The sequence below is a fragment of the Caulobacter sp. CCNWLW153 genome (genome assembly GCF_036889365.1).
GTDB classification, from domain to species: domain Bacteria; phylum Pseudomonadota; class Alphaproteobacteria; order Caulobacterales; family Caulobacteraceae; genus Caulobacter; species Caulobacter radicis.
Genome location: NZ_JBAKFV010000017.1, coordinates 1 through 19554, shown reverse-complemented (window position 1 = coordinate 19554; position 19554 = coordinate 1). Strand labels below are relative to the sequence as shown.

General features: G+C 70.8%; 13 protein-coding genes and 1 pseudogene. 8 read left to right on the top strand and 6 right to left on the bottom strand.

Annotated features, from left to right (window positions below; genetic code table 11):
- The 4 genes from V6S85_RS22215 to V6S85_RS22200 all read right to left on the bottom strand — a co-directional run bounded on the left by V6S85_RS22215 (position 1) and on the right by V6S85_RS22200 (position 6375).
- Entirely contained in the window at positions 1–1212 is a 1212-nt protein-coding gene (locus tag V6S85_RS22215; protein ID WP_334350277.1) for a DEAD/DEAH box helicase family protein, read from the bottom strand.
- The gene (locus tag V6S85_RS22210) at positions 1209–3047 is read right to left on the bottom strand and encodes a glycosyltransferase (RefSeq protein WP_334350276.1); all 1839 of its coding nucleotides are present in this window, start codon (positions 3045–3047) and stop codon (positions 1209–1211) included. The genes V6S85_RS22215 and V6S85_RS22210 overlap by 4 nt, the downstream gene beginning before the upstream one ends.
- Positions 3048–3178: 131 nt before the next feature.
- On the bottom strand, positions 3179–5542 hold the full coding sequence (locus V6S85_RS22205) for a beta-L-arabinofuranosidase domain-containing protein (protein WP_334350275.1): 2364 nt from the start codon (positions 5540–5542) through the stop codon (positions 3179–3181).
- Positions 5543–5619: 77 nt separating this feature from the next.
- Positions 5620–6375, bottom strand: a complete 756-nt coding sequence (locus V6S85_RS22200) for a hypothetical protein (RefSeq protein WP_334350274.1) — start codon at positions 6373–6375, stop codon at positions 5620–5622.
- Between the two features lie 267 nt (positions 6376–6642).
- Here V6S85_RS22200 and V6S85_RS22195 point away from each other — a divergent pair, with 267 nt between their 5' ends.
- The 6 genes from V6S85_RS22195 to V6S85_RS22170 all read left to right on the top strand — a co-directional run bounded on the left by V6S85_RS22195 (position 6643) and on the right by V6S85_RS22170 (position 17367).
- Complete coding sequence (locus V6S85_RS22195; protein ID WP_334350273.1) at positions 6643–8772, top strand: ATP-binding protein; 2130 nt, start codon at positions 6643–6645, stop codon at positions 8770–8772.
- A 71-nt stretch (positions 8773–8843) separates the two neighbouring features.
- Positions 8844–10955 carry an ATP-binding protein gene (locus tag V6S85_RS22190; RefSeq protein WP_243410613.1) on the top strand — a complete coding sequence of 704 codons (2112 nt, stop codon included), beginning with the start codon at positions 8844–8846 and terminating at the stop codon, positions 10953–10955.
- A 129-nt stretch (positions 10956–11084) separates the two neighbouring features.
- Positions 11085–12575 carry a CHASE2 domain-containing protein gene (locus V6S85_RS22185; RefSeq protein WP_334350272.1) on the top strand — a complete coding sequence of 497 codons (1491 nt, stop codon included), beginning with the start codon at positions 11085–11087 and terminating at the stop codon, positions 12573–12575.
- Positions 12572–13015 carry a hypothetical protein gene (locus V6S85_RS22180; protein WP_334350271.1) on the top strand — a complete coding sequence of 148 codons (444 nt, stop codon included), beginning with the start codon at positions 12572–12574 and terminating at the stop codon, positions 13013–13015. The genes V6S85_RS22185 and V6S85_RS22180 overlap by 4 nt, the downstream gene beginning before the upstream one ends.
- On the top strand, positions 13006–15114 hold the full coding sequence (locus V6S85_RS22175; RefSeq protein ID WP_334350270.1) for a M48 family metalloprotease: 2109 nt from the start codon (positions 13006–13008) through the stop codon (positions 15112–15114). The genes V6S85_RS22180 and V6S85_RS22175 overlap by 10 nt, the downstream gene beginning before the upstream one ends.
- Positions 15115–15300: 186 nt before the next feature.
- Positions 15301–17367 (top strand): ATP-binding protein, encoded by a 2067-nt coding sequence (locus V6S85_RS22170; protein WP_334350269.1) that lies wholly within the window; start codon positions 15301–15303, stop codon positions 17365–17367.
- A gap of 63 nt (positions 17368–17430) precedes the next feature.
- Here V6S85_RS22170 and V6S85_RS22165 read toward each other — a convergent pair whose 3' ends face one another.
- Both V6S85_RS22165 and V6S85_RS22160 read right to left on the bottom strand, forming a co-directional pair.
- A complete protein-coding gene (locus tag V6S85_RS22165) occupies positions 17431–17757 on the bottom strand; it encodes a GIY-YIG nuclease family protein (RefSeq protein ID WP_334350268.1) in 327 nt (108 codons plus the stop codon).
- Positions 17758–17824: 67 nt separating this feature from the next.
- Positions 17825–17987 (bottom strand): annotated as a pseudogene (locus V6S85_RS22160) (hypothetical protein); the annotation flags it as partial.
- A 48-nt stretch (positions 17988–18035) separates the two neighbouring features.
- Between V6S85_RS22160 and V6S85_RS22155 the strand changes: the two are divergent.
- Together V6S85_RS22155 and V6S85_RS22150 are read left to right on the top strand one after the other, a co-directional pair.
- A complete protein-coding gene (locus tag V6S85_RS22155) occupies positions 18036–19016 on the top strand; it encodes an ABC transporter substrate-binding protein (RefSeq protein ID WP_334350267.1) in 981 nt (326 codons plus the stop codon).
- Positions 19017–19083: 67 nt separating this feature from the next.
- The gene (locus V6S85_RS22150) at positions 19084–19533 is read left to right on the top strand and encodes an endonuclease domain-containing protein (RefSeq protein ID WP_334350266.1); all 450 of its coding nucleotides are present in this window, start codon (positions 19084–19086) and stop codon (positions 19531–19533) included.
- Positions 19534–19554 lie beyond the last annotated feature (21 nt).

Below are 19554 nucleotides of genomic sequence, written 5' to 3'. Positions count from 1 at the left end.
CTAGTCGGACAGCGCCCCGGTATAGTCGTACACCCGGGCCGTTCCCCGGCGGCCCGTAATACGCATCGGAACGCTCCAGTCGCGGCTGAGCAGGCCGGGCGCCCGCGCGCTCAGCACCGCGACGTTCACGACGCCGAACATGGCGTGCGCTGTCAGCCGCCTCCACGGATAGACCCGAACGACCAGGTGCTCTGGCCGATGGACCACTTCCCCCGGCGCGAAGGGCGTGGCGCTGACCTGGACGAGATCCTGCAGCTCCAGGTCGTCCAGCACGAGGTCGCAAAGGGAGACGACGTCCTCAGGCGGTACGTGCTCGTCACAGAGGATCACCGACTTGCCCAGGGTGGCGCCGTCATGGACGATGCTCAGGAAGAAGCGCTTCAGGCACGTGGCGAGCATGTCCGGCCAATCCGCGCTAGGCACGGCGAGCAGTTCGCGCCCGCGCTCGATCGGGGCCAGATAGCCATCCTCGATGGCCGTGGGCAGTTCGTAGACGAAGACCACGCTGTTGACGAACTCGGGCGTCATCCCCCAGTTCACCGCCGTCCAGGTATAGACCACGATCCGCTTGGACATGACCCCGGCGGGCTCGTGCTTGCCCGGCTCGACGTCCATGTAGATCACATGGGTGAACGCACCCAGCTCGTCGCTGTCGAACGCCCGAAGCTTGGAGACCGTGCAGAACCTGACCTTGTGGCCGGACGCGCGAAAATGGCCGAGCTCCTCGAACCGCATGGTCAACTGATCGACGAGCAACCGATTGGGAGCCACGACGAGCACACCGTGCTCCGGCTCGCTGGCCAGCAGCCGCGCCAGTTCGAGCACGACCGCGCTCTTTCCAGTCCCCATCGGCATCGACACGGCCGCCCGGTCGGTGCCCTCGCGCAGTCGGGCCATGACGGCTTCGACGGCTTGGCGCTGATAGAGGCGCAGGCTGGTGAACGGATCCTCCGCCACGTCTTCGTCGACTGGCGCATCGCCGAACACCGCCCCCGCCTTGCTGGCCCGGCTCATGTCGGCGCCCGTCAGGTCGGCGCCGGTGAAGTCGAAGCCGGCCAGGTCGGCGGCGCCGAAATCCACGCCCCGCAGGTTGGCGTGGCGGAAGTCGCGGCTGGGGTCGAGGCCGGCCAGCGCCACGAGGGTCGCGAAGTCCGAAGCCGAAGCCTCCCGCAGCGCCCGCACGACGCCCTTCTGTTCGTCGGTCAGGATCATTGCGCCGCTCCGATCGCCAGGACCACCCGGCTGAGGCTGACGTCGCCGGTGGCGTGGTTCGCCCGGCCAAGGCACTTGTCGAGGAAGATTCCCAGGATCCGCTCGCTGGTCACCGACAGGGCCTCGGCCTTCGCCGCCTCGAAGGTATAGACGACGTCGGCCTTGGCGCAGGTCAGGTTCAGCTCGACATGGGCGACCTCGCCGTCGCAGCGGATCGCGCACAACGCCTCGTTGCCCAGGGCCTTGCGCAGCAGGATGTCGTTCTCGGTCGGGCCCATGATGATCCAGCGATTGTCGCCGGTGGCCGCGACGGAGGACGAACTGGCCGCGCTGTCGCCGAGGCGCGCGCCGGCGATGGCGCAGCCCGCCAGCGAGAGCGTCAGGCTGGCTTCGCGCAGGCCGTAGGTGACGCGCAGGTCGTCGACGTCGAAGCCCCACCGTCCAAAGCGCAGCTCGGGCACCAGGTCGAACGCCTCGGCGCTGCTACCCTGGGTCGTGTCGACGGTCAGTTCGGCGCAGCGGGGCACGCTGTTGGTCGGTTCGTTGCGCGTGAAGACCCGCCGCGGAATACCGCCCTGGGTTTCCCCCTCGCCACCGCCGGGCGGCGGGACGTCGACGCCCAGCCCCGCCAGGAAGGTCGTGGCTGTGCCCTCCCAACGGCAGCCGAACTTCTCGATCAGGATCCGCTTGAGGTCTCGCGCATGGTCCTTGGCCGCGCGCAGGTTGCTCCAGACCTTGACGACGGCCGAGGCGACGGCGTCGACGTCGTCCGACCGGTAGGCGGTCGCGCCGTTGTCGCCGCGGATCAGGACGTCATGGACGCAGCCCTTGGCCGGCCCGACGCTCTGGATCAGGTCGTAGAGGCCGCTTTCGCGGCTGAGGATCAGCGGCGCCTCGGCGGCGATCGCCTCCCACCCCACCAGGCCGAAGCCTTCGTGCAGCGACAGCATCATGGCCAGGTTGCATTCCGACAGGCGCCTGAACAGCTTGTCGGCGTCCTCCTCGTAGCTGAGGGTGTAGACAGCCAGGCGCTCGTTCGCCGCCTCCTCGGCGATCTCCGCGGGGTCCTCGGCCTTGGGGAGCCCCGGCGTCGCGGCGCCCACGGCGTACAGGACCGCCTTCTTGGCGTCCTCGCGCCCGCCGAGCCGCACCCGCCTGACCGCCTCGCCGAAGGCGGCCGCCGCCAACCGCCCCTGCTTGATCCGATCACTGGAGGGATCGAGGCGACCGAAGGTGATCGCCTTCAGCAGGCTGTCCGACGACCGTTCCGACGGCAGGCCTTCGGGAAAACCGGGGATCAGCTGAACCACGTCCCGGCCGGAAAGCTCGCGGCAGCTCTCCCACAGCCGCGGGCCGACCGCGAACAGGGCATCCGCGTTCTTGCCGAACAGGGCCTTCTGCCGATCGTACTTGGCTATGGCCGCGTTGGCGTCGTCGGTCTTGAAGACCTGGTAGGCGTGGTAGTTCATGTGGTGGATCAGGGCGGCGCGCCCCTGGACGCCGGCGCCGTACAGGGCGGCCTCGCCCGAGACCACGTCGTGGCCGACCCACCAGTCGATCTCCTGGCCCGGACGCTCCGCCTTCATCCAGCTGAGGACGTAGTGCGCCCAGGTCTCGTCGAACTCGCCCGCCTTGCTCTTGCTGATCGGGATCAGCGTGACCCCGCGGCTGGCGGCGTCGGCGATCTCCTGTCCCGTGGGCCCGACCACCGCGCAGTAGACGTTTCCGCCGCGGCCCAGGCGCGCGGCCAGGGCGACGCAGAGGTCCTCGTTGAAGGCGTTGACGCCGCCGTGCTTGCGCCCCCAGGCCGTCGTCAACAGAACGATGTTGGTCATCACCCGCGCCCCTTCCCCTGCCTGGTCGCCGGCGTCGGCGACGCGAGGCTCCCCGGGAACGGATATCGCGCGACGACGGCCAAACCTTGCTATGCGGGTCGGCCGGGCTTTGCAACCGAAGGGCGCGCCGATCAGGCCGCGCTCGCGCCCCGCCCCTCCATCACCCGCAACTCGTAGATCACCACCGGCTTGTCGCCCGCCTCGATGCGCAAGCGGGCCGGCGTCGCGCCCGCCGGCAGGGGCAGGTCGACGGCGAAGAAGCCGTCGCGCTTGTCGGCCGGGGTGGCGAAGGTTCCGATCTCGGCGCCGTCGGCCAGCACCCTGGCCGATTGTCCGGCGTCGGCGCCCCAGTGGACCAGTTGCAGGGTCAGCGGGCCGGCGCGGCGGGCCAGGGTGGCCTCCAGCCAGCCGCCGCCGGGGTTCAGCTTGCGGCCGCTGCGGCCGTTCAGCTGGATGATCTCGCCGCTTCCGGCCGCGACCCTGTGGTCGACCTCGGGCTGCTGCTCGCCCAGATAGACGGTGTCGACGGTGCGGGCGACGGTGTCGATCCGCGCCCGCTCGGCCGCCAGGAAGGCCTGCCCCTCCGCCGCCCAGCGGGCCTTGGTGAAGGCCGGCAGGTAGACGGCCGTGCGCCGGTCGTAGGCGTTGTAGAACGGCGACAGCCTGACCCGTCCGCCCTGGGCCGTCGGGGCTTCGAAGACATGCGGATGGACGCCGGCCCGGCGCAGCGCCGCCGCCGGATCGCCCTCGCCCAGCAGGGCCGGCACGGGCTGGTCGAACGGCCGCTCGGCCGGCCCCATGTCGGCGGCCAGCACCAGCGGCCCGGAGACGAAGGCCGCCAGGTTGGGATCGTCGGGCGTCGGCTCGGCCCGGACGGTCATCGGCAGCCACAGCCGAATGCGGTCGCCGGCCTTCCAGCGCCGCGACAGCCGCGCATAGCCGTCGCCCCGGGTCTTGATGGCCGTCGCCTGGCCGTTGAGCTTCAAGACCGGCGCGGCGCACCAGGCCGGCAGGCGCAGGGCGATCTCGCGCTCGCCCTTGGGCGCCCGCGTGACGGTCAGCTCGACATCGCCGTGGTCGGGATAGGTGGTGGCCAGGTCGACGGCGAAGTCGCCGTCCGGCAGGTCGAGCTTCGAGGGTATGAACAGGTTGAGATAAAGCGCGCCGTCGCCGCCCTTCCACCAGATGCTGTCGGCGTGCTTGGCGTGGCTCTCCATGCCTGAGCCCACGCAGCACCAGAAGCTGTCCTCGTAGGTGGAATAGCTGCGCCTTCCGCCCGCGGCCATCGGCATGAAATAGACGAAGCGGCCGTCGCTGGGCCGCTGGTGGGCCATGATGTGGTTCAGCTGGGCGCGCTCGTAATAGTCGAACAAGGCGCCGTCGGGCTTCCAGCTCCACAGGTGGCGGGTCAGCTTCAGCATGTTGTAGCTGTTGCAGGCCTCGCAGGTGGTCTCGGCCATGTGGCGGGCGATCTGGCGCGGCTTGCCGAAGTGCTCGCGGTCGGAATTGCCGCCGATGACGTAGCTGTGGTCGCGGGTCACGGCCTGGTGGAAGAACCGCGCGGCGACCGCCTCGCCGGGATCGTCGCCGGCGACCTCATGCAGCCGCGCCAGGCCGATGACCTTGGGGATCTGGGTGTTGGCGTGCAGGCCGGCCAGCTCGTCGCGCTCGCCCGCGATCGGATCGAGCACGGCCTTGTGGCGCAGGCGGCGGGCGACCTTCAGCCAGCGCGCGTCGCCGGTCAGGGCGTAGGTCTGGGCGTAGGCCTCGTTGATGCCGCCATGCTCGGCAGCCAGGATCTTCTGCACCTGCTCGTCGGAGAGGCCGTCGATCACCCCGGCGAAATAGCCGGCCAGGCCGACGGCGACGTCCAGCGCGCCCGGCGTCGCCGCCAGGTCGTGGGCGTCCAGCAGGCCGGCATGCACCTTGTGCCAGGTGTAGACCGGCACCCAGCCGTCGTTGAGGCTGAAGCGCGAGGACCGGATGTCGCCCCGGCGCAGTTCCTCGAACACCTGCTTGCCGCCGGCCGGATCGTCCTGGCCCCAGCGGGTGGTCCCGCCGACATAGCCGTCGCCGTGGGCCGCCTGCACGCGGGCCAGCTCGCCCACCGCATAGGCCAGGCGCGCGCGCAGCTCCGGATCGCCCGTGTGGGCCACCTGCAGCGAGCACGCCGTCAGCCAGTGGCCCAGGGTGTGGCCGGCGATGCTCTGGGCCTCCCAGCCGCCATAGACCGGCGCCTTGACCGGCAGGCCCGCGCCCTTGTGGAAGTTGTGCAGCAGCCGGTCGGGCGACAGCGAGACGAGATAGGCGCGGTTGGCGTCCTGAGCCCGGCTGAAGATCGACGGCGTCAGCGCCACGTGGCGCGCGGCCACCGGCCGGGCGACGACGCGGGCGGGATCCACGGCGATCGGCGCGGCGACGGCGGCCCCGCCGGCGAAGGCCAGCGCGGTGGAGGCGAGCAGGAAGCCCCGGCGGGTGCTCATCCCGCTGCTCATGCCGTTCCCCGCCATGCTCCACCCCAAGGCTATTTGTCAGACAATTAGCCGGAAGAGAGCATGGCAGGCGGCGGGGCTCAAGGGGCGGGCGAAGCCGTAACCGCGCCTTCGCGCCGATCGCCGCCGGAACCGGTCGCCCCGCGCCTGGCCTCGAGTTCGCGCTTCATGGCGATCAGGCCGGGCGTCAAAAGACTCTCGGAGGGAACCTCGTAAACCTCGATCTTGCCGCCGATCTCGTCGGCGACCTGGCGGATGGCCCCTCCGAACGCCGAGGAAACGGCGAGGACATGCGCCCAGCCCTGATGGGTCCAGCCATAGGGATTGGCCTGCCCGTCGAAGAAATCGCTGAAGAGGATCGAGTTCTCCAGTTCCTGCGCGGCCTCGACCAGTTCGGGCGGGGCGAGGGCGGAATACCGATCGATGAAGCGGCCGAGTTTCACCGAGGTCGGGCGCAGATTTCGGTCGACCACGTCACGCCAGGGCAGGTTCGCGCCACCGGGGCGTCCCTCTCCGGCCCGCTTCTCGTCCGCCATCCTGAAGCGGGAGCAAACCACGCCCAACTCGCCCACCGACGCGCCCTCCAGGACGCGCGCGACGATGGGAAGCTCATCTTCCCGCACATAGGTCTCGATGACGTCGTTGAGAAACGTCGCCACGTCCAGGCGGATCCAGTCCGCTTCCCTCAGCATGGCCTTGCGCGCGGGTAGCAGGCGCTCTTCCTCGACCGTCGCCAGCACCCGGTCGATCACGAAGGTGAGGAACCAGGCCTCCAGGCAGCCCGCGAAGAGGTTGCCGCCCAGGCTTCCGAACGGCTCAGGGATCGCCAGCCACATGAACAGGGTGAAGACGGTCGCCCCGCCGAGATACGGCGCGAGCTTCTTCAGGAGCGAGGATGGCTGACTTGTCAATCTGCGGCGCTCTCGTGGCCGGGCGACGCCCGCCGACGCCCGCGCCCCACACCTAGGGCGCGACGACTTAACACTTCTCGACCAGAAGACACCCCCGACGCCCGACAGCCCACTTAACCAAAAACCGACGTTTCGTGGTCATGGTGGAACCCGACAGCTGCCGGCCGCCTTGGGTCGGGAGCCTGGGGGTTTGTGGACTTGGGTCTCGGCGGTTCCGACATCGCGAGCGATCGCGCGGCGCTGTGGCGTCGCTGGCGGCGGCCGGCGGGGCTGACGGTCGCCTATGTGGCGTCGATGGCCTACAGCCTGTTCCTGACCGGGGCGGCGCAGGAAATCGCCACCATCTGGACGGCCAACGCCGTCATCATCGCCGGCCTGATGACCCTTGACCGCCAGCGCGGCGCGATGCTGCTGGCGGTGACCAGCGTGCTGCACCTGCTGCTGAGCCTGGCCACCAGCAACAGCAGCGCCTTCGCCCTGGCCGTGACCATCCTCGACGGCGTGCAGATCGCCTCCACGGCCTTCGCCCTGCGCCTGCTGCGGCTGCCCGGCAAGGTGCGCAACATGCGCGGCCTGCTGGTGCTGACGGCGGTGTCGGCGGTGTTCACGGCGGCGACCTCGATCGCCGTCAACGGCGTGGCCTCGCTGGCCGAGGGCGGCGACTTCTGGACCGGCTGGAGCGGCTGGACCACCAGCAACGTGCTGGGCGTGGCCATCGCCCTGCCGACCATCCTGATCCTGCTGGACCGCCGCCACGCCGAGGCCTTCCCGGTGCGCGGCTGGCTGGAGCCGGCCGCCGGCCTGGTGGTGATCGCCGCGGTGTCGTGGACCGTGTTCACCGGCCCGCCGCAGATGAGGGTGCTGGTGTTCGCGCCGGTGCTGCTGGCGGCGTTCCGCGGCGGCCCGCGGGCGGCGGCGCTGTCGGTGATGGCGGCCCTGGCCTTCGCCATTCCCGCCGTGCTGTCGATCGTGGGCCTTGACCCCAAGGCCGCCGCCGAGCCGATGCGCCACCTGCTGCTGTTCCACATCGTGCTCTATGCGGTGAGCATGGCCGCGGCCCTGGCGCTGAGCCGCCAGGCGCGGCTGTCGGCCCTCCTGGTGCGCCGCCAGGCGGCCGCCCGCGCCGCGCAAGGCCGGGCCCAGGCCGCCAACGCCGCCAAGTCCGACTTCCTGGCGACGATCAGCCACGAGATCCGCACCCCGCTCAACAGCATCCTCGGCTTCGCCGCCCTGGTGGCCGAGGACGCCGAGCTTTCCCCCGAAAACCGCCGCCGCCTCGATCTGGTGGGCCGCGCCGGCCGCTCGCTGGCCGAGATCGTCAGCGACCTGCTCGACTTCGCCAAGGTCGAGGCCGGCCGCCTGGAGCTTGTCCTGACCCCGTCCTCTCCCGCCGCCCTGCTGCGCGACGCCGCCGCCATCATCGCCCCCGAGGCGCAGGCCAAGGGCCTGACCGTGACCGTCGAGGTCGAGGGGCGTGGCGACCAGGACCCCGAGGCGCTGTTTTCCCTGGACGAGACGCGCCTGCGCCAGGTGCTGCTGAACCTGCTCAACAACGCCGTGAAGTTCACGACGGCCGGCGGCGTCACCGCGCGCCTGTCGGTCGGCCCCGATCCCGGCCTGCTGCGCTTCTGCGTGGCCGACACCGGCATCGGCATCGCGCCCGAGGTGCAGGCGCGGCTCTTTCAACGGTTCAGCCAGGCCGACAGCTCGATCAGCCGCGCCTATGGCGGCACGGGCCTGGGCCTGGCGATCAGCAAGGCGCTGGTCGGCCAGATGGGCGGGACCATCTGGGTCGAGAGCGCCCTGGGCCTGGGCGCGATGTTCCACATCGCCCTGGAGGCCGAGCCGGCGGCCGCCCCCGCCCCCGTCGAGGCGGCGGGCCCCGAGCGCGCCGCCGCCCGGGTGCTGCTGGTCGACGACCACCCGATGAACCGCGAGCTGGGCGACGCCTTGCTGACCCTGGCCGGCTGCCAGGTGTTCACCGCCGAGGACGGCTTCCAGGCCGTGGAGGCCGCCCGCACCGGCGGCTTCGACCTGATCCTGATGGACGTGCACATGCCGGGCATGGACGGCCTGGCCGCCGCCCGCGCCATCCGCGCCCTCGACGGGCCGATGGCCGACACGCCGATCCTGGCGCTCAGCGCCGACGTGCTGCCCGAGCAGGTGGCCCGCTGCCGGGCGGCGGGGATGGACGGCCACGTGGCCAAGCCGATCCGCCGCGACGAACTGCTGGCGGCGGTGTCGCGGGCGTTGAGCGACCCGCCGCAGCGCGACCGAACGTCGCATGGCGGCGCCGCACACGGAAAAAGCGTCTCGCCTTAACCCTTTTTCGGTCCGGGCGTGATGGGTGAGGTTTCCGGTCGCGCGAGCCGCCGGATGGGGGAAGAGGGGCCTTGAACGCACGAGTCGACAGACGGGACGGCCCCTCGGGCGCCCCCGACGCCAGCCCCGATTGGGCCGGCGTCCGCTGGGGACTGCTGGCGGCGCTGATCTGCGCCTATGTCGGCTCGTTCCTGTTCAGCGATCTCCTGACCCGCGATTCCAACGGCATGCCGTCGCTGTGGCCGATGAACGCCATCCTGGCGGCCGGCCTGCTGCGCATGGACGGGCTGGGCCGGCGACTGCTGCTGGGCGTCGCCCTTCTCACCAACCTGGCGGTCCACGCCCTGGCCGGCGATCCGTGGTTCGTCATCGTCGTCTACACCGCCTGCGACATGGCCGAGAGCCTGGCCGCCGCGGCCCTGACCCGGCGCTTACGCGGCCCGCGCCCGTCGATCCGCAGCGTGCGCCACGCCCTGGTGCTGGTGGCGGCCATGCTGCCGATCACCGTGACCATCGCCGCCCTGGGCTCCAGCGTCGCGGCCCCGGCGGCCGGCGCGGACCTGTGGCCGTTCTTCACCGCCTGGGCGGCCTGCAACAGCATGGGCATGGTGATCGCCCTGCCCGCGACCCTGGTGATCCTCGACCCGACCAACGAGGAGGCCTTCCGCCGCCCGGCGGCGGCGCAGGTCGGTCTCTACGCCATGGTGGCGGCGGCCACGGCCTTCGCCTTCCTCAAGCCGTCCACGCCGATGCCGTTCCTGATCTTTCCGGCGGCCATGCTGGCGGCCTTCCAGCTGGGTCCGCGCGGCGCGGCCTGGAGCGCGGTGATCGTCATCGCCATCACCGCCCCGATGACCGTGGCCGGCGAGGGCGTGGCGCGGCTGGCCCCGCGCTGGGCCGAGATCGAGCGCATCCGCATGGTCCAGGCCTTCGTGACCACCATCTTCTTCACCTGCCTGGCCGCGGCCCTGTCGCTCTACAAGGAGCAGCGGCTGAAAGGGCTGATGGCCCGCCGCAGCGCCGCCGCCCGCGCCGCCCGCGCCCGCGCCCAGGCCGCGGGACGGGCCCGCACCGACTTCCTGGCGACGATGAGCCACGAGATCCGCACGCCGCTCAACAGCGTGCTGGGCTTTGCGAACCTGCTGGCCGAGACCGAGGACGGCCTGACCCCGGCCGGCCGCCGCAAGCTGGAGCTGATCGCCCAGGCCGGCGGCTCGCTGGCCACCATCGTCGACGACATTCTGGATTTCTCGCGGCTGGAGGCCGGGCGCGTGGAGCTGCGGCCCGAGGCCGTCGATCCGGCCGCCCTGCTGGCCGACGCCGCCTCGATCATCGCGCTGGACGCCCAGGCCAAGGGCCTGTCGCTGGCGGTCGAGGCCGACCTGCCGGACGGCTTCGACTACGCCCTGGACCCGGCCCGCCTGCGCCAGGTGCTGCTGAACCTGCTCAACAACGCCGTGAAGTTCACGTCGAGCGGTTCGGTGCGGGCCAGCGTGAGCCTGGAGACCACCTATCCCGGCGGGCCCGAGCGCCTGCGCTTCACGGTGGCCGACACCGGCATCGGCATCGCGCCCGAGGTGCAGGGACGGCTGTTCCAGCGCTTTTCCCAGGCCGACAACTCGATCAGCCGGGCGTTCGGGGGTGCCGGGCTGGGCCTGGCGATCAGCAGGACCCTGGTCACCCGCATGGGCGGCGAGATCGGCGTGGTCAGCGCGCCGGGCCAGGGCGCGACCTTCTGGTTCACCACCCCGGCCGAGCCGGTCTGCGCCGCCGACGGCCCCGCCCCCGAGCAGGAGGCCGCCGCCCGCGTGCTGCTGGTCGACGACCACCCGATGAACCGCGAGCTGGGCGCGGCCATGCTGACCCTGGCCGGCTGCGCGGTCGAAACCGCCGAGGACGGCGACGAGGCCGTGCGCGCCGCCGCCGCCGGCGACTTCGACATCATCCTGATGGACATCCACATGCCGCGCATGGACGGCTTGGCCGCCGCCCGCGCCATCAAGGCCCTGCCCGGCCCCGCCTCGCGCGCGCCGATCATCGCCCTGTCGGCCGACGTCATGCCCCAGCAGATCGAGCGCTGCCGCCAGGCCGGCATGGTCGACCACGTGGCCAAGCCCATCCAGCGCGACGTGCTGATCGCCGCGCTGAACCGGTGGATCGGGGTGGAGACGGAAGCGGCGTGAGAGAAAAACTCTCGCCTTAAGCGTACATATGCACGCAAGCTCTATCTCAGCTTGATATGAAAAACCTCGCCCCCTAGTCTGCCGGACGGGGGGTGCCGAATGGCGCTAAGGGGGCGATTGCAGGATCGCGTGCGCACGTTCGCGCGGGTGCTGCTCAAGGGTTTGAAACGCGCGGCGATCGCCACGCTGGCCGGCTCCGGGCGGGGCCTGGCCGCGCTGTGGCGACTGGCGACGCACGCGTGGCGGCTGGCCTGGGTGCATGCCCCGACCACGGGCGCGGTGCTGACCGCGCTGCTGGCCCTGTCGATCAACGCCTTCGACAGCTTCAAGATCAACGACCGCTCCGACGCGGTGTCCGAGCAGGCCGCCGGCATCATCACGGGCCCGTTCTACGGCGGGCTCAACCGGACCGGCCAAAGCCAGATCACCGTCGTCCTGATCAACGCCGAGACCATGCGGCTGCTGGAAAGCCCGCACTGGCCGCCGCCCTATTCCGACACCGCCGACCTGCTGCAGGAGATCGCCACGGCCAAGCCCAAGGCGATCTTCCTCGACTATCATTTCGACCACCCGCAGCTGGCGCCCTTCTGCGCCGACATCGAAGACTGCAAGGCGGCCCGCAAGCGCGAGATCGAGGACTTCGCCCGCCGGCTGAAGCGGATACCGCGCGACGGGGTCCCGCTGTTCATCGGCGCGGTCGGGCCCGACCCCGGCCTGGCGCCGCTGCGCGACCTTCCCCAGCTGCCGGTCGCCTTCGAGGAAGAGCGCATCTTCGGCTACCCGCTGTCGGCCCCGCTCGCCAAGGGGCAGCCGCCCCGGCCCGCGGTCGCGCCGACGCTCTACGCCGTGCTGAAAGGCCAGACGCCGCCGACCAAGCCCGACGACCGCGTCATGGCCATCGACTGGGGGTTCGGCATGTCCGAGGCCATGGCCCCCTACGCGCCGAACGCCGGGCGGGGCCGGGCCTGCCAGGGCGGCGACATGGCCCAGCGCCTGGTCAGCTTCCTGGAAGTCACCAAGCGCTCGGCTTTCGCCGCGCGGTATCCGGACGACGACGACCCGTTCGACCGGCGCTGCAGCTACGCCGACACCATACCGGCGCACTGGCTGATCAACGGCCTCAACCCGCAGGCCAAGGACTTCCTGAGGGACCGCATCGTGCTGGTCGGCGTCGACCTGCGCTATCTGGCAGACTTCCGGCCCACGCCCCTGTTCGGCCAAACGCCCGGCGTCACGGTCCACGCCATGGCGCTGGACAATCTGATCCAGACCAAGGACCGGCCGACCCTCTATCCGCGGCCGCTGGCGATGGGCCTGACCTGGGCCGACGCCATGCAGGGGGTGCTGCTGGCCTTCGGGGTGTGCCTGGTCTTCGCCTGGCGGCGCTGGCGACGCACCCCGCCCGAACGCGGGCTGCGCTGGCGCGACCGGCTGGTGATCCTGGCCATCGTCGGCCTGACCGGGGTGGCGACCTCGGTGGCGCTGAACTGGCCGATGTTCATTCTTCTTGGCGCAATGGTCACGGGAGCGGGGGCCATGTTGATTTCCGACCAGATCCGAACCTTCAGGCGCACGCGGTCGCTTCGACTGCGGCTGACGGCGCGGAGGGCGGCGCGATGAGGCCGGCCCTGAAGATCGCCGGCGCGGCGGCGCTGGCCCTGGCCCTGACCTTGGGCTTGCCCCTGGCGGGCGGCGGCGGCGCGGGTCTGGCCCGGCCCCAGGACGATCCGGCCCTGGCCGACTGCTTCAAGGTGCGCCTGCAGACGACCGCGCTGCCGGCGCGGCCTATCGAGCTATACGACAGCAAGAAGGTCTACGCCGAAGACCTGCCGCGGGCGCAGCTTCCCGCGACCCTGGTCGCCTACGAGTGCCTCGATCCCAAGTTCCTGACCCTGCGCACGGGGGCGGGCCTGCGCCTGGTGCGGCGCACGACGATCAACCCGCCGGAGCTGCCCAGCATAGGCTGCATATGCCCCTCGGCGGGCGGAACCCAGCACCTCAGCGTTCCCGGCGTGGCCCCCTGGCCTGTATGCCCGAAGGAGGAGCCGAAATGCCGGTGACCTCGGCGCGACGGACGGCGCTGCTTGTCCTGGCCGGCCTCAGCCTGGCCGCCCCCGGCGCCGCCCTGGCCCAGGGCAAGCCGCCCGCGTCCGCGACCAAGCCCGCCCCCGGCGCGGCCAAGCCGCCCGCCAAGCCGGCCATCCAGCTGCTGGACCAGGAACCCGAGGCGCCCGAGCCGGAGACGACCGGCAAGGGCAAGCCGAAGACCGGCAAGAAGGACGGCAAGGGCAAGGGCCCGGGCATTTCGATACCCAATCCCTTCGCCAAGCTGAAGACGCCCGACGTGCAGGTGGTCAGGCGCTTCGACGACCCGACCTATCCGCCCATCGACCAGAACGCCCCGGCCGAGTCGGCCGCGGGCCTGCTGTCGGCCATGGCCAGCGACGGACCCGTCCGGGTCATCTGGCCCATGACCCGCCAGGTCCAGGCCACGCTGGTGGACCAGCTGATCGCCGCCGGCCCGCGTCGCACCCAGCCCGCCCAGCTCATCATCCTGTCGGATCCGGTGCCCAACGCCGTCGCCATCGACAACAAGATCTACATGACCAGCGGCCTGTGGGACTTCCTGTTCGCGCTGAACGCCCAGGACGATACCGAAGCCCAGCAGATGCTGCTGTTCATCCTGGCCCACGAATATGGCCACCTGCTGATGCGCCACCCCCAGGCGATGACCGCCGAGGAACAGAGCTACAAGGACCTGAAGCAGGCCATCAGCACGGCCGGAACGGTCTACCTGCTGGCCAAGGGGATGGCCCAGGACAAGAAGGCGAGCTACGCCGAAAAGCAGGCCGAGATGCGCAAGGCGCAGGGCGTGATGGTCGGCGCCCATCTGGCCGGCATGGTCATCGAGACCGAGACCCGGCGCGCGCTGTACCCGCCGTTCCGCAAGGAGACCGAGCGCGACGCCGACATGCTGGCGGTGGACCTGGCGATGGGCTTCCAGGCCCGCACCGGCAAGGCCGTCGACATCGCCCAGGGCGCGCGCTCGCTGGAGTTCATCCGCGAGGTCACCAAGAGACAGATCCAGCGCCAGGCCGAGCTGTCCAAGGCCTCCGAAAAGCAGATCGCCGACGCCGCCAAGGCGATCGGCCTGCTCGCGCCGTTCGCCCTGGCCTCAGAGGATTCCGACAAGGCGATGAAGGAGCTGGGCTGGCTGGCCGCGCTGAACATCAGCGCCTTCCTGATGCGCAAGTACGACGAACGACGCCGCCTCGAGGGCGTGGCCCTCTACGACAATGTCGACCAGCGCCAGCAGCTGATGAAGGACTATTTCGCGCGCTATCACAGGGCGCCCGCCGCCGAAGCCGCTCCGCCCCCGCCCGTCGTAGCGCCCCCGCCCCCGGAGAAGACGCCGCCCAAGCCGGCCGCCCCAGCCAAGGGGAAGGGCAAGGGAAAGGGCAAGGGCGGGGCGGCGGCCCAACCCGCCGCGCCCAAGCCCGGGCCCTTCAGGGGCGACCCCAAGAAGATCTTCGATTTCGCGGCCTATCGCGACGTGTGGGAGGCCTCGAAGGCGCGCGAGGAGGCGCTGGCCAAGCTGGCCAAGGGCGACGTCGCCGGCGCCCGGGCCGAGATCGACAAGGCCCTGGCCTCGCCGATCAAGGACTCCCCCGAGGTGCAGGACCTGGCCGGCCGCGTGGCCAGCGCCGAGAACCGGCCCGACGTGGCCATCGGCCACTTCCGCAAGGTGCTGCTCTCGCGTCCCAAGGACGTCGATCTCTACCTGGTGATCGCCGAGCGCTACATGAGCAAGCCCGACAAGGCCGGCGCCATCAAGGTGCTGGACGAAGGCGCCAAGGAGACAGGCCTGCTCGGGCGCTTCCTGCCGTCCAAGATCACGATCTACCAGCGCGACGGCGACAAGGTTCAGCTGGAGAAGGCGGTGGCCGATTGCCTGGCCCTGAACGACGCGGACCTGACCAAGATCTGCAAGGAAAGGGCCTATCCGCCCAAGATCGAGGACGCGGTGGCCGAGGGGGCCGAGGCTTCCGAAGGCGGGGCGTCGGCGGCGGTCGGCGTGGTGACCGACACCATCCGCAAGGTCACTGGCCGCCCCCCGGCGGCCAAGCCGACGCCGGCGCCCGCCAAGAAGGGATCCTGAGGCCCTTTGGTGAAATCACCTTTTCACCCCGCGACGGCCCGCAAGCCCAGGCCAGATAAGGAAACCGTCCCCTTCGTCGGATAGTCGACACTATCAAAAGCCATTGCGGCAAAGCGTCACAGAAGGCATTGGTCCCGAAACTGAAACCGTTGTTCGGCGTAGAAACCGGGGGAAACGGGGTCAAGAATGACGCGAAGCGCCGCCCTACAGGAGACCGGCCGCCAGACGGCGCTGCTGCTCGTTCTTGCGGCTGCGTTCGCCGTCACCCAGCTGTTCAGCGACGGCCTGACGCGCGGCCCGACCGGGGTGGCCGCCCTGTGGCCCGGCACCGCCCTGCTGGCCGTGGGCCTGATGGCGCTGGGCCCGCCGCGCCGCCTGGTCCTGACGATCGTCGTCGGCGTCATCCATTTCACCCTGTGCCTGGCCTTCGGCGACAGCCTTGAGCGGGCCCTGGTGTTCACCGCCGTCGGCCTGGTCGAGGCCTGGGGCGCGCGCGAGGCCGTGCGGCGGGCCTTCGGCGGGCCGCCGCGCGTGCGGACCATGCGCCACCTGGCCCTGCTGGTGACGGTGCTCGCGCCGGTGGTGGCCGTGACCGCCGCGATCGCCGCCGCCCTGCTGGCCCTGCTGGACGGCGCGCCGTTCATGGCCCTGTGGCGCGACTGGTTCGTCAGCGGCGCGCTGGGCATGGCGCTGATCGTGCCAGCCGTGCTGGTGCTGATCGACGCCGAGCACAAGCGCACCTTCCACCGCTCCCTGGGCGAGCGGCTGGGCCTGTTCGTGCTGATGGCGGTGCTGACGGCGGCGGTGTTTCACGACACCCGCGCGCCCCTGCCCTTCGTGCTGTTCCCCGCCGCCATCCTCTGCGCCTTCCGCCTGGGCCCGCGCGGGGCGGCGGAAGCCGCCCTGACCATCGCCGCGGTGTCGCTGCCGCTGGGGGTGTGGAACATCTTCCTCGGCCAGCTCCTGGCGCCGTGGAACCCGGCCCAGATGACCCGGCTGATCCAGTGCTTCGTCACCGTGGTGTTCGTCACCGCCCTGGCCGCGGGCCTGGCGCTGGCCCAGCAGGAGCGGCTGCGGCGCCTGCTGGTGCGGCGCGAGCAGCTGACCCGCGCGGCGCGCGCCCGGGCGCTGGCCGCGGCCGAGGCCAAGACCGAATTCCTGGCCACCATGAGCCACGAGATCCGCACGCCGCTGAACAGCATCCTCGGCTTCGCCCAGCTCCTGGCCAGCCGAGGCGACCTGCCCGCCGACGCCCATCGGCAGGTGGGCATGATCGACACCGCCGGCGCGGCCCTGCTGACCGTGGTCAGCGACATCCTCGACGTCTCGCGGGTGGATTCCGGCCAGGTCGAACTGCTGATGCAGCCGGCCTCGGCCGAGGCGGTGCTGCACGACGCGATCGGCATCGTCCGCCCGGAAGCCGAAGCCAAGCACCTGTCGATCGAGATCGACGTCATCGACCCGGTCGGCGGCCTGCACGACCTGGACGCCCTGCGCCTGCGCCAGGTGCTGCTGAACCTGCTCAACAACGCCGTGAAGTTCACCGAGCGCGGCAAGATCGTCGCCCGCCTGATCGTCGAGCCCGGCGATGTCGAGGACCGCCTGCGCTTCGAGGTCGCCGACACCGGGGTGGGCGTGCCGATCGAAGACCAGGCGCGCCTCTTCCAGCGCTTCGTGCAGCTCGACAGCGGCGCCACCCGGGCCTATGGCGGCGCGGGCCTTGGCCTGGCGATCAGCAAGTCGCTGGTCGAGCTGATGGGCGGGCGGATCGGGGCCGACAGCGCGCCCGGACACGGCTCGTGCTTCTGGTTCGAGCTGCCGGCCGCCGAGGCCGAGCCGCTGGCCGCGCCGGTGCGAGAGGTCGCCCGCGACCCCAAGGCCGCCCGCATCCTGCTGGTCGACGACCACCCGATGAACCGCGAGATCGGGGTTGGTTTGCTGCGCCTGGCCGGCTGCCACGTCGAGACCGCCGAGAACGGCCGCCAGGCCCTGGCGGCGGCCGCGCGCGGCCACTTCGACATCATCCTGATGGACATCCACATGCCCGAGATGGACGGCCTGGCCGCCACCCGGGCCATCCGAAGCCTGGAAGGCGCGGCCGGCCGCGTGCCGATCATCGCCATGAGCGCCGACGCCCTGCCCCAGCAGGTGGAACGCTGCTTCGCCGCCGGCATGGTCGACCACATCGCCAAGCCCGTGCAGCGCGAGGTGCTGTACGCCAAGGTCGGGCGGTGGCTGGAGGCGGGGGGGTAGGACCCCTCCTCCCGTCATTCCCGCCACAAGGGCGGGAATGACGGGAGATTGGGGGGACGGCCGTCACACCTGTCGCGGAACAGGCGTCCACTCGAAGACCGCCGCGTACAGATCGTCCCATCGCGGATTGTCGCGCTCGATCAGGTTGATCTTCCACTGGCGCGGCCAGCGCTTGATGGAGGTTTCGCGCTGGATGGCCTCGGTCATGATCGTATGAACCTCGTACCAGACGAGGCGGATCAGTCCGTACTTGCGGGTGAAGGCCGAACCGACGCCTTCGCGATGCTGGACGATCCGGGTTTGGAACTGCGCGGTGACACCGACGTAGAGCGTACGGCGGTAGCCGTCGCTCATGATGTAGACGGCGATCCAGGCGGTGTTCAGGTCCATGGCGTCGGCTCCGCGAACGAGCGCCACAACCTTAGATTCTTATTTTGTTCTCATCATTGCCTTTTGTTCCCGTCATTCCCGCCCTTGTGGCGGGAACCCCTGGTTCCGCTCGCACGTGAGACGCCAGCGACGTGCCGAGCACGTCGCCCCACTCGCCCTTGCGGCTGACAGAGGGGTTCCCGCCACAAGGGCGGGAATGACGGGAGATTATGGGCAAAGGCTTTGCCTATGGGATCGCCCCCGCTAACCTCCGCGCCGCATCATCCGGGGGATCCGCCATGACTTTCTCGCGCCGCGCCGTGACCGCATCGGGACTGGCCCTGCTGGCGGCCGCCTGTTCGCCGGCCAAGAAGGACGCCGCCCCGGGCCTGACCAAGCTGAAGCTGGCCACTGACTGGCGCGGGCAGGCCGAGCTGGGCGGCTACTACCAGGCCGTGGCGACGGGCGAATTCACCAGGCGCGGCCTCGACGTCAGCATCGTCCAGGGCGGGCCGGGCGTGAACGTACCCCAGCTGCTGGCCACCGGCGCGGTAGACATCGGCGTCGGCTCCAACAGCTTCATCGTGCTGAATCTCGCCAAGGAAGGCGTGCCGGTCAAAGCCGTCGCCGCCTACATGGACAAGGACCCGCAGGTGCTGATCGCCCACCCCGGAGCGGGCGTCGCCAGCATCGCCGACATGAAGGGCAAGCCGATCCTGCTGTCGGACGCCTCGGTGACGGCGTTCTGGGTGTGGCTGAAGGCCAAGCACGGCTTCACCGACGCCCAGGTGCGGAAATACAACTACTCGGTCGCCCCGTTCCTGGCCGACAAGAGCCTGATCCAGCAGGGCTATGCGACGTCGGAGCCCTACCTGATCGAGAAGGCGGGCGGGGAGAAGCCGGCGGTGTTCCTGCTGGCCGACGACGGCTATCCGGCCTACGCGTCGTTCGCCCTGGTCACCGACCAGATGATCGCGCAGAAGCCCGCCCAGGTGCAGGCGATCAGCGACGCCATCGCCGCCGGCTGGAAGAGCTATCTCTACGGCGATGCGAAGCCCGGCGACGCCCTGATCCTCAAGGACAACCCCGAAATGACCCAGGACCTGCTCGACCAGGCCCGGGACAAGATGCGGTCCTATGGCATCGTGCCCAAGGACGGCGTCGGCGCCATGACCGACGCGCGCTGGGCCGAGTTCTTCGCGGTGGCCGCCGACCAGGGCGTCTATCCCAAGACCATGGACTACAAGCAGGCCTACAGCCTGGCCTTCCTGCCGAAGTGAATTTCTTCTCCTCCCCCGCGCGCGGGGGAGGGGGACCCCGAAGGGGTGGAGGGGGCGACCGCCGCACATGCGCTCACCGGTCCTGACACTGAAACGCGCCCGCCGCCTGCGCCGCGAGATGACCCTGCCCGAGACCATGCTCTGGCAAAGGCTACGCGGCCGTCGGGAAGGCGGCCCGACCTTCCGCCGACAGCATCCGGTCGGCGCCTATATCCTCGACTTCTACTGCTCGGCGGCGCGATTGGCGGTGGAGATCGACGGCGCGGGACATGACACGGCCGACCAGGCGAGGCATGACGCGCGCAGGGACGCTTGGCTGGCGTCGCAGGGGATCGAAGTCATGCGCATCGCCGCCGGCGAGTTTCTGCGGGATCCGGACGAGGTGGCGCTGGGCGTGTGGACGCTGGCGGCCGAGCGGGTGGGCGGGATGGGCCGGCCGGCTTCTGAGCGGCGGGGGGGGGGGGGCCCCCCCCCCCCCCCCCCGCCCCCCCCCCCCCCCCCCCCGCCCCGCGAGTAGGTGTAGAGCGCCCGCCGCACC

What these genes read in the sequence shown, in the direction of transcription:
- V6S85_RS22215 (WP_334350277.1), bottom strand. Translation starts at nt 1,212, where the DNA reads ATGATCCTGACCGACGAACAGAAGGGCGTCGTGCGGGCGCTGCGGGAG.
- V6S85_RS22210 (WP_334350276.1), bottom strand. Translation starts at nt 3,047, where the DNA reads ATGACCAACATCGTTCTGTTGACGACGGCCTGGGGGCGCAAGCACGGC.
- V6S85_RS22205 (WP_334350275.1), bottom strand. Translation starts at nt 5,542, where the DNA reads ATGAGCAGCGGGATGAGCACCCGCCGGGGCTTCCTGCTCGCCTCCACC.
- V6S85_RS22200 (WP_334350274.1), bottom strand. Translation starts at nt 6,375, where the DNA reads ATGTGGCTGGCGATCCCTGAGCCGTTCGGAAGCCTGGGCGGCAACCTC.
- V6S85_RS22180 (WP_334350271.1), top strand. Translation starts at nt 12,572, where the DNA reads ATGAGGCCGGCCCTGAAGATCGCCGGCGCGGCGGCGCTGGCCCTGGCC.
- V6S85_RS22175 (WP_334350270.1), top strand. Translation starts at nt 13,006, where the DNA reads ATGCCGGTGACCTCGGCGCGACGGACGGCGCTGCTTGTCCTGGCCGGC.
- V6S85_RS22170 (WP_334350269.1), top strand. Translation starts at nt 15,301, where the DNA reads ATGACGCGAAGCGCCGCCCTACAGGAGACCGGCCGCCAGACGGCGCTG.
- V6S85_RS22165 (WP_334350268.1), bottom strand. Translation starts at nt 17,757, where the DNA reads ATGGACCTGAACACCGCCTGGATCGCCGTCTACATCATGAGCGACGGC.
- V6S85_RS22155 (WP_334350267.1), top strand. Translation starts at nt 18,036, where the DNA reads ATGACTTTCTCGCGCCGCGCCGTGACCGCATCGGGACTGGCCCTGCTG.
- V6S85_RS22150 (WP_334350266.1), top strand. Translation starts at nt 19,084, where the DNA reads ATGCGCTCACCGGTCCTGACACTGAAACGCGCCCGCCGCCTGCGCCGC.